The 14,074-nt window shown below is 75.3% G+C and carries 12 protein-coding genes; 3 read left to right on the top strand and 9 right to left on the bottom strand.

Features of this window, described 5'->3' with window-relative positions; translation table 11 throughout:
• Positions 1-62 precede the first annotated feature (62 nt).
• The 9 genes from ACGFZL_RS18775 to rimP form a co-directional block, all read right to left on the bottom strand.
• Positions 63-1,019: a bifunctional riboflavin kinase/FAD synthetase gene (locus tag ACGFZL_RS18775; protein WP_393692993.1), complete on the bottom strand. Its 957-nt coding sequence runs from the start codon at positions 1,017-1,019 to the stop codon at positions 63-65.
• Between the two features lie 138 nt (positions 1,020-1,157).
• Positions 1,158-4,565, bottom strand: a complete 3,408-nt coding sequence (locus ACGFZL_RS18780; RefSeq protein ID WP_393692995.1) for a trypsin-like peptidase domain-containing protein — start codon at positions 4,563-4,565, stop codon at positions 1,158-1,160.
• A 168-nt stretch (positions 4,566-4,733) separates the two neighbouring features.
• Positions 4,734-5,639 carry a tRNA pseudouridine(55) synthase TruB gene (gene truB / locus ACGFZL_RS18785; protein WP_393692997.1) on the bottom strand — a complete coding sequence of 302 codons (906 nt, stop codon included), beginning with the start codon at positions 5,637-5,639 and terminating at the stop codon, positions 4,734-4,736.
• On the bottom strand, positions 5,636-6,091 hold the full coding sequence (gene rbfA / locus ACGFZL_RS18790) for a 30S ribosome-binding factor RbfA (RefSeq protein WP_355176575.1): 456 nt from the start codon (positions 6,089-6,091) through the stop codon (positions 5,636-5,638). The genes truB and rbfA overlap by 4 nt, the downstream gene beginning before the upstream one ends.
• Before the next feature lie 38 nt (positions 6,092-6,129).
• Positions 6,130-6,423 carry a DUF503 domain-containing protein gene (locus ACGFZL_RS18795; protein ID WP_355176599.1) on the bottom strand — a complete coding sequence of 98 codons (294 nt, stop codon included), beginning with the start codon at positions 6,421-6,423 and terminating at the stop codon, positions 6,130-6,132.
• A gap of 151 nt (positions 6,424-6,574) precedes the next feature.
• Positions 6,575-9,679, bottom strand: coding sequence for a translation initiation factor IF-2 (gene infB, locus ACGFZL_RS18800; RefSeq protein ID WP_355176577.1), 3,105 nt, complete (start codon positions 9,677-9,679; stop codon positions 6,575-6,577).
• Between the two features lie 147 nt (positions 9,680-9,826).
• Positions 9,827-10,126, bottom strand: a complete 300-nt coding sequence (locus ACGFZL_RS18805; protein ID WP_355176579.1) for a YlxR family RNase P modulator — start codon at positions 10,124-10,126, stop codon at positions 9,827-9,829.
• 101 nt (positions 10,127-10,227) lie between these two features.
• Entirely contained in the window at positions 10,228-11,262 is a 1,035-nt protein-coding gene (gene nusA / locus ACGFZL_RS18810; protein WP_393693000.1) for a transcription termination factor NusA, read from the bottom strand.
• Positions 11,263-11,264: 2 nt separating this feature from the next.
• A complete protein-coding gene (gene rimP / locus ACGFZL_RS18815) occupies positions 11,265-11,780 on the bottom strand; it encodes a ribosome maturation factor RimP (protein WP_355176583.1) in 516 nt (171 codons plus the stop codon).
• Positions 11,781-12,044: 264 nt separating this feature from the next.
• Here rimP and ACGFZL_RS18820 point away from each other — a divergent pair, with 264 nt between their 5' ends.
• The 3 genes from ACGFZL_RS18820 to ACGFZL_RS18830 are packed head-to-tail and all read left to right on the top strand — an operon-like array spanning position 12,045 to position 14,032.
• Positions 12,045-12,581: a hypothetical protein gene (locus ACGFZL_RS18820; RefSeq protein WP_393693002.1), complete on the top strand. Its 537-nt coding sequence runs from the start codon at positions 12,045-12,047 to the stop codon at positions 12,579-12,581.
• Complete coding sequence (locus ACGFZL_RS18825; protein ID WP_355176587.1) at positions 12,578-13,060, top strand: ferritin-like domain-containing protein; 483 nt, start codon at positions 12,578-12,580, stop codon at positions 13,058-13,060. Before ACGFZL_RS18820 ends, ACGFZL_RS18825 begins: the two co-directional genes overlap by 4 nt.
• A 42-nt stretch (positions 13,061-13,102) precedes the next feature.
• A complete protein-coding gene (locus tag ACGFZL_RS18830) occupies positions 13,103-14,032 on the top strand; it encodes an aminoglycoside phosphotransferase family protein (RefSeq protein ID WP_393693004.1) in 930 nt (309 codons plus the stop codon).
• Positions 14,033-14,074 lie beyond the last annotated feature (42 nt).

Below are 14,074 nucleotides of genomic sequence, written 5' to 3' on the forward strand. Positions count from 1 at the left end.
ACGCCGAAGGGCGGCCGGTGCGCGTCAGCGCCGGCCGCCCTTCGGCGTGGGAGAACAGGGGGTCAGGACGGCACGTCGGCCGCCGCGACCAGCACCCGGCACCGGTCCACGTCCGCCGCCATCTGCTCGAGCAGCGCCTCCAGCGTGTCGAACTTCGCCTGCCCGCGCACGAAGGCCAGGAAGTCCACGGCCACGTGCAGCCCGTACAGGTCGAGCCCGACGCGGTCGATGGCGTACGCCTCCACCGTGCGCTCGGTGCCGTCGAACTGCGGGTTGGTGCCGACCGAGATCGCCGCCGGCATCGCCTCGCCCTGGGCGTGCAGCCAGCCGGCGTAGACGCCGTCGGCGGGGATCGCGGTGTGCGGGAGGGTCTCGACGTTGGCCGTGGGGAAGCCCAGTTCCCGGCCGCGCTGGGCGCCACGGACGACGACGCCCTCGACGCGGTGCGGGCGGCCGAGGATCTCGGCGGCGCCCCGGACGTCGCCCTCGGCGACCAGGCGCCGGGTCAGGGTGGAGGAGAAGGGCTCCCCGCCGCCGGCCTCACCCGACACGTACAGGTCGACGACCTCGACCTCGAAGTCGTAGACCTTGCCCTGCTCGGCGAGGAACTCCACGTTGCCGGCGGCCTTGTGGCCGAAGCGGAAGTTGGGGCCCTCCACGACCGCCTTGGCGCGCAGCCGGTCGACCAGGACCTTGACCACGAAGTCGGCCGGGGAGAGCTTGGAGAACTCGGTGGTGAAGGGCAGCACCAGGACCGCGTCCACGCCGAGGCGGGCCATCAGCTCGGCGCGCCGGTGGTGCGGGGCCAGCAGCGGCGGGTGGCTGCCGGGGCGGACGACCTCGCTGGGGTGCGGGTCGAAGGTGACGACGACGGCGGGCACGCCCAGGTCGCGGGCGCGGTCCACGGCGTGCTGGATGATCAGCTGGTGCCCGCGGTGGACACCGTCGTAGGAGCCGATGGTGACGACGCTGCGCCCCCAGTCCTCGGGGATGTCCGCCAAGCCACGCCAGCGCTGCACTGTGTCTGCTCCTTGTCGCAAACTCGTGGTACCTCGTACGCAGCTCTAAGAGTGCCATGCCGTGCCGTCCCCGCCCGCATCGGCATGGGCGCTGTGACCGGCCGCACGCCGGTCGCCGGTGGCGCGGGGCGCCCCGGCTCAGGCGGGCACCCGGGCGGCCGCCGCCAGGTGGTCGATGGTGCGGCGGGCGCTGGGGCCCACCAGGGCGGCCCACTCCAGCGGGGCGTCGGCCAGCCAGCCGGTGAGGTGGGCGGCGAAGCCGGGGACGTGCCGGGCGAGGTCGACCAGGCCGCGGTCGAAGCGGGCCGCGCCGTCGGGGGTGCGGACGAGCAGGAGGCCGGTGCGGTGGACGAGGGCGCGCCGGGTGTCGCCCTCGCCCGCGGCGGCGGCGGCGTGCAGCAGGGCGTCCAGGACGGCCGGGTCGTGTTCCCGGGCCAGCAGGTGTTCGCGCAGCTCGCGGCGGAGCGGGGCGCAGGCGGGGGTGCCGTCGGCGGCGAGGACGCCGGCGAGGGCGGCGCGTACCGGTTCGGGGCCGTCGTCCAGCAGGGCGGTGACCAGGGGGAGCAGGGTGCGGGCGGCGGGTCCCGCTGCGGTCAGGCGGCGGTCGACGTGGGCGGCGAGCCGGCCGGGGAGCGCCGGCTGCGTGGTCGCGGCGGGTCCGAGGAGGGCGGCGACCCGGCGGGCCAGCGCGGGGGTGGCGGCGTCCAGGAGGGCGTGCAGGGGCTCCTCCGCGTCCGGGCGGCCCAGGCGGACGCGGAAGGCGTCGAGGACGGGGTCGGGGTGGGTGGGCAGGGCGGCGGCGATGGCGGACGGCGGGAGGTGCGGGTCGCCGGCGGCGAAGCGGGCGAGGGCGCGGGTGAGGTGGCGGTCGCGGCTGCCGGGGTCGTGGACGAGCAGGGCGAGGGCGCCGCCGAGCAGCGGGGTGTCCCGCAGGGCGTCGTCCGGTCCGTCGCCCGTGCTGCCGAGCAGGGCGAGGGCGGCGTGCCGCAGCAGGGTGCGGTCGGCGTCGGTGCGGGCGTGCGGGGCGGCGCGCAGGCCGTGGCGGGCGGCGGCGCGGCGGCGCTCCGGGCGGGTGTCGCGGGCCCAGCGCTCGGCGGCCCGGCACAGCGCGGAGGGCTCCTCCTCGGCGAGGACGGCGAGCAGTTCGTCGGCCCTGGGGTGCGCGCTGTCGGCGAGGGCCTCGGTGAGGCCGTCCATGCCGCGGTGGCGGTGGGTGTGCAGCAGGGCCTGCGCGGCTCTGGCCACGGTCGCGTGCGGGGTGGCGGGCAGCGGCCGGTCGTCCTCGAACCAGCGCACCAGCAGCGGCTGTACGGCCGCGGTGTCGGCGGCGAGCAGGGCGGCGACGGTGTCGATGTGCCGGGGCCCCGGCTCGTGCGGGGGGCCGTCGGCGAGGACGAGGCGGCGCAGCAGGTCGAGGCGGGTGGCGGCGGGCAGCCGTAGGGCGGTCCAGAAGGCGGGCCCGAACTCGGCCTGCGGCGGCCGGCCCCGGCTGCCGCTCAGCGCGAGGCCGTCGGCGAGCAGGCGCAGCACCTCGGCGTACGGGGTCGCGTCGGGCACCCGGGTCAGCACCTCGGCGAGCAGCCGGGTGGCCCACCAGGAGGGCGGGTCGTCCTCCAGGGTGTGCGTCAGCTCCTCCAGGGTGAGGGCGAGTTGCGGGACGCCGTGCTGCCGGGCGAGGGAGAGCAGGGCCTCGGTGACCGGGCCGATGCGGTGGTACGGCAGCGGCGGGGCGGGGGCGCCGCGGCGGTGGACCAGGGCGCGCAGGGCCTCGGGCAGGTCCAGGTGCGTGCCCTGGATCCAGTCGGCCAGCTCCTCGTGGGCGAAGCGGTGGCCGTCGCCGGCGGGGACGAACAGGCCCTCGGCGAGGACTGCGGCGGCCCAGCGCTCCTCGGGGAACACCTCGGCGAAGGCGTCCCGGTCCAGGCCGCCCTGCCCCGCGCCGAGGCTGCGCCGGGCGGCCTCGTGCACCCGCCCGGAGACCTTGGCGGCGAGCCGGCGCACGGCGGTGCCGTGCAGGCCCTCGTCGGCGGCGAGGCGGACCGCGACGCGCAGGCAGGTGAGGTCGAGGTGGGCCGCGAAGACGGCGTCGCGGTCCACGGGGACGGGCGGCGGGGGCTCGGGCAGCGCGGCGTGGACCTCGGCGAACAGGCGCAGGGTGAGCGGGTGGCGGGCGTCGGCGCAGGTGAGGGCGCCGTCCGGGACGCCGTGCCGCACGCGCGCCCGGCGGGCCTCGGTGTCGCTCAGGTCGCCGAGGCGGAGGCAGGGCGGCAGCGCCTCGGCCGGCCGGCCGGCGTCGGGGTGCCGCGGGGTGTGCAGCAGCTCGGCCGGGAACTCCGCCCCGGCCCGTTCCCAGTACTCCGGCCGGCAGGCCACGACCAGCCGGGTGCCGGTCTCCGCCAGCCACGCGGCGGTGGCCTCGGTCCACGCGGGCAGCCGGTGGGCCAGGGCGGGCGGCATCTCCTCGGGCCCGTCGAGGAGGACGAGCAGGGGGCGGCCGGCCTCCCGGGCGACCTCGGCGAGCCGGTCGACGGAGACGGGGACGCCGGGCGTGCCGCGGATGAGCGCGCGGTGTGCCGCCGCGCCGAGCGACGCGTCGTCGTCGTGCAGGTCGGCGCCGCGCAGCCGGAGCGTGGGCGCCGGTCGCGTGCCCTGGGCGCGGCGGGCGGCGAGGTCGGCGAGGAGGGTGGTCCGGCCGGTGCCGGGGGCCCCGACGAGGCCCAGGACGCGGGTGGCGCCGGCGCCGAAGGCGGCGAGCTCCCCGGCGGCCTCCTCCCGTTCGACGGGCTCCGGCCCGCCGTCGGGCGCCGGCCCGGGGACGGCCGCGGTGAGCGCGAGGACGCCCGCCGGGTTGAGGTCGAGGCCGAAGGCGGGCACGGTCGCGGCGTTCTCGGCGAGCAGCTCGGCGAGGGGTCCCGGGACCGTCGGGGGCAGGGGCAGCGCGAGGCCCAGGTCCCCGTGGCCGGTGTCCAGGGCCGTGCCCAGGACACCGAGGACCGCTCCGGTGGCGGGGTCGAGGACCGGACCACCGGCCGCGCCGCCGCCGAGGCGCAGGGCGTCGCGGCCCGCGGTGCCGACCGCCAGTTCCAGGACGCCGGGGACGTGGTGGAAGCGGTCGGTGGCCGTGTAGGTGGCCTCGGTGGTGTTCAGGACGCGCGCCTCGCGCCAGGAGTCGGCGGCGATGCGGACGTAGGCGCCGGGGGCGATCTCCTGCCGGGCGGCGACGGGGAGCGGGGCGAGGCCGAGGCCGCCGGTGCGGACGAGGGCCAGGCCGAGGGCGGGCAGCGAGGTGACGTCGGCGGTGGAGACGACGCGGCGGCGGCCTGCGAGGGTGTGCAGCACGAGCCGGCGCAGGCCGTCGACGGCCTCGTGGCTGGTGATCACCGTGCCGTGGTGGTCGGCGGCGAAGCCGGTGCCGCGCGGGCGCCCCGCCAGGTCGTGGATGCGCACCAGCGCCTCGTCGGGCCCGCAGGGCCCCAGCCCCACCGCCCCCCGCGCCACCTCTTCCGCGCCGTCCGCCGTCGTCCGGGACCGGTTCCGCGACGTCATCGTCGTCCCTCCCCGCCGTGCATCCGTACACCCGTGCTCCGCGTTCGACGGTAGGGGCGCGATGATCAGCGGGACAGATCGCCAGGCGAACGCGCCCCCTCGCACTCCCCCGTTTCACTCCGAGCGCCTGCCCGGACGGGTGAGTGGAAGGGGGCGAGTCGGACGGCGTCAGCCGAACACGGCCAGGCTCTTCGCCTTGCCCTTCTGCTCCTCCACAAGGGCCAGCAGCCGCCCCTCCGCGTCGAAGACGGCGACGGCACCGGCGCCCGCGTACTCCTCGGGCATCTCCAGGCGCACGCCGTTCAGCAGCAGCCGTGCCCGGTGGGCGTCCACCGTCCAGCGGCGGAAGGCCGCGCCGGCCGCCTCGGCGACCGGCATCACGGTCAGCTCCTCCTGGAGCTGGTCCAGGGTGCGGGCCGCGTCCAGCTTGTACGGGCCGACCCGGGTGCGGCGCAGCGCCGTGAGGTGGCCGCCGACGCCGAGGTCCTCGCCCAGGTCGCGGGCGAGGGCGCGGATGTAGGTGCCGGAGGAGCAGACGACCGAGACGACCAGGTCGAGGACCGGCGTGCCGTCCTCGGCGACGGCCTCGCGGACGTCGTACACCGCGAAGGAGGAGACCGTGACGGGGCGGGCGGGGATGTCGAACTCCTCGCCCTCGCGGGCCCGCTTGTAGGACCGCACGCCGTTGATCTTGATGGCGCTGACCTTGGACGGCACCTGCATGATGGCGCCGGTCAGCTTGGCGACGGCCGCGTCGATCTGCTCCCGGGTGACCTTCGAGGCGTCCTGCGACCTCGTGATCTCGCCCTCGGCGTCGTCGGTCGGCGTCGTCTGCCCGAGCCGGATGGTGCCCAGGTACTCCTTCTCGGTGAGGGCGAGGTGCCCGAGGAGCTTGGTGGCCCGCTCCACGCCGAGGACCAGGACGCCCGTCGCCATCGGGTCGAGCGTGCCGGCGTGCCCGACGCGCCGGGTGCGGGCGATGCCCCGCATCTTGGCGACGACGTCGTGCGAGGTGAAGCCCGACGGCTTGTCGACGATGACGAGGCCGTCGGGCGTGGTGTGCTTCTCGGTCATTCCGCGGCGTCGTCCGTCTCGTCGTCCTCGTCGCCCGGCTTGCGGTACGGGTCCGCCTCGCCGGCGTAGTCGGCGCCCGCGGACGCCTCGCGCACCTTGGCGTCGGACTGCCGGGCCCGGTCGAGGAGGTCCTCGATGTTCTTGGCGTTGTCCGGCAGGGCGTCCATGACGAAGGCGAGCGTCGGGGTGAACTTCACGCCCGCCGCCCGGCCCACCTCGGAGCGCAGGATGCCCTTGGCGCTCTCCAGGCCCGCCGCGGCGGCCTTGCGCTCCTCGTCGTCCCCGTAGACCGTGTAGAAGACGGTCGCCTCCCGGAGATCACCCGTGACCCGGGTGTCCGTGATGGTGACGTGCGAGCCGAGCCGCGGGTCCTTGATCCCGCGCTGCAGCTTCTGGGCCACCACCTCTCGGATGAGGTCCGCCAGCCTCTTCGCCCGCGCGTTGTCGGCCACTGGTCCGTCTCCCGTTCTGTCTATCTCTGATCGTGCTTCTAGTCGTCGTCGCCGTGGAAGCGCCGTCTCACCGACAGCAGTTCCACCTCGGGGCGGCCGGCGACCAGCCGCTCGCACCGGTCGAGTACGTCATTGACGTGCCCCGCGTCGCCGGAGACCACCGCCAGGCCGACGACGGCCCGGCGGTGCAGGTCCATGTGCTCGACCTCGGCCGCGCTCACCGCGTGCTTGCGGATGAGCTCGGCGACGATCGGGCGGACGACGGAGCGCTTCTCCTTCAGCGAGTGCACGTCGCCGAGGAGGAGGTCGAAGGACAGCGTCCCCACATACATAGGTGCGACCGGTTCACCCGCCGGCTCGGGATCGATGGCCCCGCCGCTGACGGGCGGGGACATCAGAACCGTACAACGGACGGCCGGGGCCGCTCGACGGATATTGCTCCGCCGACCGGCCCCGGACCGTACGCCTTCGAAGTCGGGGTGGTTACACCCGCGGCTTCTCGCGCATCTCGTACGTCGCGATGACGTCGTCGACCTTGATGTCGTTGAAGTTTCCGAGGTTGATACCGCCCTCGTAGCCTTCGCGGATCTCGGTGACGTCGTCCTTGAAGCGACGCAGACCCTCGATGTTGAGGCTCTCCGCGATGACCTTGCCATCGCGCAGCAGGCGCGCCTTGGTGTTGCGCTTGACCTCGCCGGAGCGGATGAGGACACCCGCGATGTTGCCGAGCTTGGAGGAGCGGAAGACCTCGCGGATCTCCGCCGTGCCCAGCTCGACCTCTTCGTACTCCGGCTTGAGCATGCCCTTGAGGGCCGCCTCGATCTCCTCGATCGCCTGGTAGATGACCGAGTAGTACCGGACGTCCACACCCTCGCGCTCGGCCATCTGCTGCGCACGCCCGGCGGCGCGCACGTTGAAGCCGATCACGATGGCGTCGGAGCCCATCGCCAGGTCGATGTCGGACTCCGTGACCGCACCGACGCCGCGGTGCAGGACGCGGATGTCGACCTCTTCGCCGACGTCCAGCTGGAGCAGCGAGGACTCGAGGGCCTCGACCGATCCGGACGCGTCACCCTTGATGATCAGGTTCAGCTGCTGGACCTCGCCGGCCTTGAGCACCTTGTCCAGGTCCTCCAGGGAGACGCGGCGGGTGCGCTTGGCGAACGCGGCGTTGCGCTCGCGGGCGGCGCGCTTCTCCGCGATCTGGCGGGCCGTACGGTCCTCCTCGACCACGATGAAGTTGTCACCGGCGCCCGGGACGTTGGTCAGGCCGAGGACCTGGACCGGCGTCGAGGGACCGGCCTCGGCGACGTTGTTGCCGTTGTCGTCGAGCATGGCGCGCACGCGGCCGTAGGCGTCGCCCACCACCATCGTGTCGCCGACCCGCAGGGTGCCGCGCTGGACGAGGACCGTCGCCACGGCACCGCGGCCGCGGTCGAGGCGGGACTCGATCGAGATGCCCTGCGCGTCCTGGTGCGGGTTGGCCCGCAGGTCCAGGGACGCGTCGGCCGTGAGGACCACGGCCTCCAGGAGCGAGTCGATGTGCAGACCCTGCTTGGCGGAGATGTCGACGAACATGGTGTCGCCGCCGTACTCCTCGGCGACCAGGCCGTACTCGGTCAGCTGACCGCGCACCTTGGTCGGGTCGGCGCCCTCGACGTCGATCTTGTTGACCGCGACGACGATCGGGACCTCGGCCGCCTTGGCGTGGTTGAGCGCCTCGACCGTCTGCGGCATGACGCCGTCGTTGGCCGCGACGACCAGGATCGCGATGTCGGTCGACCGGGCACCACGGGCACGCATGGCGGTGAACGCCTCGTGACCCGGGGTGTCGATGAAGGTGATCTTGCGCTCTTCTTCGTTGACCTCGGTCGCGACCTGGTAGGCACCGATGTGCTGGGTGATGCCGCCGGCCTCGCCCGCGATGACGTTCGTCTTGCGGATGGCGTCGAGCAGGCGGGTCTTGCCGTGGTCGACGTGACCCATGACGGTGACCACCGGCGGACGGACGACCAGGTCCTCCTCGGAGCCCTCGTCCTCGCCGAACTCCAGGTCGAAGGACTCGAGCAGCTCGCGGTCCTCCTCCTCCGGGCTGACGATCTGAACCGTGTAGTTCATCTCGCCGGCGAGGAGCTGGAGCGTCTCGTCGGAGACGGACTGGGTCGCGGTGACCATCTCGCCCAGGTTCATCATGACCGCGACGAGCGACGCCGGGTTGGCGTTGATCTTCTCCGCGAAGTCGGTGAGCGACGCACCGCGCGACAGGCGAATGGCTTCGCCGTTGCCGCGAGGCAGCATCACGCCGCCGACCGACGGGGCCTGCATGGCCTCGTACTCCTGACGGCGCTGCCGCTTCGACTTGCGACCGCGACGCGCGGGACCGCCGGGACGGCCGAAGGCGCCCTGCGTGCCACCGCGGCCACCGGGACCGCCGGGACGGCCGCCGAAGCCGGGACGGCCACCGCCGCCGCCGAAGCCGCCGCCACCGCCGCCACCGGGACGACCGGCGAAGCCGCCGCCGCCACCGGGACGACCGGCACCGCCACCGGGACCGCCGGGACGACCGGCGAAGCCGCCGCCGCCACCGGGACGACCGCCGCCGCCGGGCCGACCGGCACCGCCGGGACCGCGACCGCCACCGCCGCCGGGGCCCGGACGCGGGCCGGCAGCGGGACGCTGCGGCATCATGCCGGGGTTCGGACGCGGGCCGCCGCCGGGACGGGGACCGCCCTGGCCGCCCTGCGGACGGGGCATCCCGCCCGGGCTCGGCCGGGCGCCGCCCGGAGCCTGGGGACGGGGACCGCCCTGGCCGCCGGGGGACTGCGGACGGGGACCGGCGCCGGGGGCACCGGGGCCGCCGGGACGCGCGCCGCCCTGCGGACGGGGCGACTGCGGACGGGCCATGCCGGCGTTGCCGCCGGAGGTGAAGGGGTTGTTGCCCGGACGGGGACCGCCGGGGCGGGCGCCGGGACGCGGTGCCTGGCCGCCGGGGCGCTGGCCCTGGCCACCGGGACGGCCCTGGCCGCCCTGCTGGCCCTGACCCTGGCCCTGGCCGCCCTGACCCGGAGCACCGGGACGGGAGCCGCCGGGCTTCGGGGCGCCGGGACGCGCGCCGGGCCGCGGACCGGCCGGAGCGGCCGGGGACGAGGCGGCGGGCGCCGCGGGCGCCTCGGGCGGCGCGGTGAACTCGGGCGCGGCCGGGGCCGGACGCGGCGCCGGGCGCGGGCCCGGCGTCGGACGCGAACCCTGGGCGGGCGCGGGAGAGGCCGCCGGCGCGGGCGCCGACGGGGCCTCGGGCTGCTGGGCAGCCGCGGGCTTGGGGGCGGCCGGCCGCGGCGCGGCCGGACGTGCCGCCTGCGCCGGAGAGGGCGCGGACGGACGGGGGGCGGCCTTGCGCGGGGCCGGCTTGGCGGAAGCGCCGTTGCCACCGCCCTGCTGCAAGGCGTCTGTCAGCTTGCGTACGACGGGCGCTTCGATGGTCGAAGACGCCGAACGGACGAATTCACCGAGTTCCTGGAGCTTGGCCATGACGACCTTGCTCTCCACGCCGAACTCCTTGGCGAGTTCGTAGACCCGGACCTTAGCCACTTCGCTCCTTTGAGGTCCGGGTTGCGTCCGGACCGTCGCTAGTTCATGGGCGTACTCATCGCGTACTCATCGAGTGCTCATCGCAATCTCGACCTGCTTTCGACTCGCGAGGTACCAGGCCGCGCGGGGGGTTCCGCGCGACTCCTCTTACTCAGTGGGCTGCTCGTCGCAACCCTGTGTCTGCTCGACGTGGTGGCGCAACGCCTTTACGTCGAGCGGACCCGGGACGCGCAGCGCCCGGGGGAACGCCTTGCGGCGCACCGCCTGGTCGACACAGACCGGCACCGGGTGCACATAGGCACCCCGGCCGGGCAGCGTACCGCGCGGATCGGGGACGCATTCGCCCTCGATCGCCACGGTGCGCAGCAGCTCGCGCTTGACCGCTCGCTCCCGGCACCCCACGCAGGTGCGCTCAGGGCATGCCCGGGTACGTGTCCGGCCAGACACCGTTAAGTCTACCTCCCCGATCCGACCTCACCCCTTTGGGGCAAGAATCGAACACGTGCTGCGCAGAAGCTGTCGCGATCTCAGCCAACGGCGGCCGGGGTCTATTCCCCGTCCCGGTCCCGGCCGGCCCCGTCCCGATCCCCGCCGTCCCCGGTCTCCGGGGTCTCGGTGTCGGGCCGGATGTCGATCCGCCAGCCGGTGAGGCGGGCGGCGAGGCGGGCGTTCTGGCCCTCCTTGCCGATCGCCAGCGACAGCTGGTAGTCGGGCACGATGACCCGGGCCGAGCGGGCCGCCAGGTCGACGACCTCGACCTTGGAGACGCGGGCCGGGGAGAGCGCGTTGGCGACCATCTCCGCCGGGTCGTCCGACCAGTCGACGATGTCGATCTTCTCGCCGTTCAGCTCGCCCATCACATTGCGCACCCGGCCGCCCATGGGGCCGATGCAGGCGCCCTTGGCGTTCAGACCGGAACGGGTGGAGCGGACGGCGATCTTCGTGCGGTGGCCGGCCTCGCGGGCGATCGCGGAGATCTCCACGGACCCGTCGGCGATCTCGGGCACCTCCAGGGCGAAGAGCTTCTTCACCAGGTTGGGGTGGGTGCGGGAGAGCGTCACGGACGGGCCGCGCACGCCCTTGGCGACCCGGACGACGTAGCTGCGCAGCCGCAGGCCGTGCGCGTAGGTCTCGCCGGGCACCTGCTCCTGCACGGGCAGGATGGCCTCCAGCTTGCCGATGTCGACCAGCACGTTCTTCGGGTCGCGGCCCTGCTGGACCACGCCGGTGACGATGTCGCCCTCACGGCCCGCGTACTCGCCGAGCGTCGCGTCGTCCTCGGCGTCGCGCAGCCGCTGCAGGATGACCTGCTTGGCGGTGGTGGCGGCGATCCGGCCGAAGTCGGACGGGGTGTCGTCGAACTCCTGGGCCTCCTGGCCCTCCTCGAGTTCGTCCGCCTCCTCCTTCGCCCACACGGTCACGTGGCCGGTGTTCCGGTCGAGCCGCACGCGCGCGCGGCGGCGGCTTCCCTCGGTGCGGTGGTAGGCGATGAGGAGGGCCGACTCGATCGCCTCGACCAGCAGGTCGAAGGAGATCTCCTTCTCCCGCACCAGGCCCCGCAGGGCGCTCATGTCGATGTCCACGGCTACGCCTCCTCTTCTTCCGTCATGTTCTGCTCGTCATTGCTCTTGCGGTTGAACTCGACCTGGACCCGTGCCTTGTCGATGTCGGCGAAGGCGAGTCTGCGGGCGGTGGCCTTGCGGCCCTTCACGCCGGGGACCTCGAGGTCGAGTCCGTCCTCGTCCACGCCGAGGATGCGGGCGGTCAGTTCGCCGCCGTCGTGGAGCTGGAAGCGCACCAGCCGGTCGGTGGCCCGCACGTAGTGGCGGTGCTCGGTGAGGGAGCGCTCGGCGCCCGGGGTGCCCACCTCGAGGGTGTACTCGCCGTCGCCCATCGCGTCGGTCTCGTCCAGCTTCGCCGAGAGCGCGCGGCTCACATCGGCGATGCGGTCGAGGTCGGCGCCGGTGTCGGAGTCCACGACCACCCGCAGCACCTTCTTGCGCCCCACGGAGTCCACCGCGATCTCTTCCAGATCCAGACCCTGGGAGCCGACCAGCGGCTCCAGCAGCTCTCGCAGCCTCTCGCTGTGGGTGGTGCTCATCCGGGTGACTCCTCGGCCGCGTGTGCTGTTGTGGGACGGTGCGCGTGTCTGGTCAAAGGGTATCCGGTCGCGGGGGGTGTTGCCGTCCACCCGGGGGCTTCCCCGGGGCGGCCGGGTGCCGCCGAGTGGTGCCGGGGACGGGCCCGGGTACGGTGATCACGGGTTGCGCCGCGCCGCTTTCCCCGCTCTTCCGCGCTGCCCCGCGCCGCCGCCCGCCCGTTGCTTTGCGCCGCCTTCTCCACGAGCCCGCCGAGGACGTCTGCCGTGTCGTTGCCCGCATCACCGCGCCCGCCCCGTCGGCCGCGCAGAAGGAGCCTGCTCGCCTCGGCCGCCGGGACGGCCGGCGCCGCCCTGCTGGCCGGCTGCACCGGCGACGGGGACGGGGGCGGGAGCCAGGACGGGCCGTCGGCCGAGCAGCGGCTGCGCGCGCGTGCGGCACAGGACAGCCGGACGCTCGCCGGGCGGTACGCGGCGGTGCTGAGCGCGCATCCCGCGCTGGGGGCACGCCTCGATCCGCTGCGCGCGGAGGTCCTCCGGCACGCCCAGGCGTTCGGACCGGCCGCCCCCTCCCCCTCCCCCACCGGCACGGCGCGGGCCGCCGGGCCCGGGAAGAGCGCCGAAGCGGTGCCGCCGACCGAGCGCGAGGCCCTCGCCCTGCTCGCGGGCGCCGAGCGGGAGCTGGCCGACCGGCGGACGGCCGCGCTGCGGGAGGCGCCGGGCGAGCTGGCCCGGCTGCTGGCGTCCGTCGCGGCGGCCGGTGCGGCGCACGTGTACCTGCTGACGGAGGGTGGCCAGGGGTGAGCGACGCGGAGACGAAGAGGGAGCTGGGTGCTCTGCAGGCGGCGCTGGCGGCCGAGCACGCCGCGGTCTACGGCTACGGGGTGGTCGGCGGCCGGATCGGCGAGGCCCGGCGCACCGAGGCCCGCACGGCCTACGACGCGCACCGGGCGCGGCGCGACGCGCTGGCCCGCGAGGTGCGCGGCCTGGGCGGGCGGCCGGTCGCCTCGGCGGCCGGGTACGCGCTGCCCTTCGCGGTCCCGGACGCTGCCGCCGCGGTGCGCCTCGCGGCGGAGCTGGAGGACCGGGTGGCCGGGGTCTACTCCGATCTGGTGCGGGCGGCCGGCGGCGAGCGGCGGGCCCTGGCGGCGGGCGCGCTGCGGGAGGCGGCGGTCCGGGCAGTGCGGTGGCGGGGCGGCAGCGTAGCCTTCCCTGGTCTCGCCGAGCGGGCCGCCGACGCCCCGACGGCCTCGGCACCGGCTTCGGGGTCACCGACGGCGTAAGGCGTACGGCACGTCCGCACGGGAGAAGGGAACGGCTCGCGCATGGCTTTCGAACCGCCGGGGCGTCTGGTCAGGGCGCTCGGTGAGACGGCACCCGAGGGTGACGACTGGCTGGAGAAGCTGCCCGAGGCGGCGCGGCAGGCCGTGGAGCTGTGCGAGTCGACCGTCGAGCGGGTGCAGGTGCCGGGCGGACGCAGCAGCCTGGTCGTCCTGGTGCGCGGGGCGGACGGGGCGCCCGCGGTGCTGAAGCTGGCCCCGCGCCGGGCCCGGCCGGCCGCCGAGCGGGCGGCGCTGGCGCACTGGGGCGGGCGGGGAGCGGTGCAGCTGCTGGACGCGGACGCCGGTTCCGGTTCCGGTTCCGGTTCCGGTTCCGACGAGGGCGTACTGCTCCTGGAGCGGCTGCATCCGGACGTGTCGGTGCGGTCGCTGCCGGAGTCGAAGGCGCTGCTGGAGGCGGCGGGGACGCTGCGGCGGCTGTGGGTCGAGCCGCCCTCCGGGCACGGCTTCGAGACGGTGGCGGAGCGGACGGGGCGGCAGGCCGAGGCCATGCGGGCGACGGCCGGGGCCGGTTCGGACCTCGTACCGCTGGTGGAGGCGGCGCTGGCGGCCCGGGAGGAGCTGCTGGCCGATCCGCCGGAGCGGCGGCTGCTGCACGGGACGTTCCGGCAGAGCAAGGTGCTCGCCGGGGACCGGATGCCGTGGCTGGCCGTCGGCCCCGACCCGGTGGTCGGCGAGACCGCCTTCGACCTGGCCCGCCTTGTGCGGGACCGGGTGGAGGACCTCATCGCGCAGCCGTCCGGGCCGTCCACGACCCGGCGGCGGGTGAAGCGGCTCGCGGAGTCCCTGGAGGTGGACCAGGAGCGGCTGCGCGGCTGGACGCTGTTCCGGGCGGTGGAGTCGGGGGCGCGGGCGCGGCGGGTCGGGCGGGAGCGGGACGCGGAGCTGCTGCTGGAGTTCGCGGGGTGGCTGTAGCGCCGGTGCGTCAGGACATGGAGAGGCCCCGCCGGTGTCGGC

It is taken from the genome of Streptomyces sp. NPDC048182, from assembly GCF_043202555.1.
Taxonomy (GTDB): Bacteria; Actinomycetota; Actinomycetes; order Streptomycetales; family Streptomycetaceae; genus Streptomyces.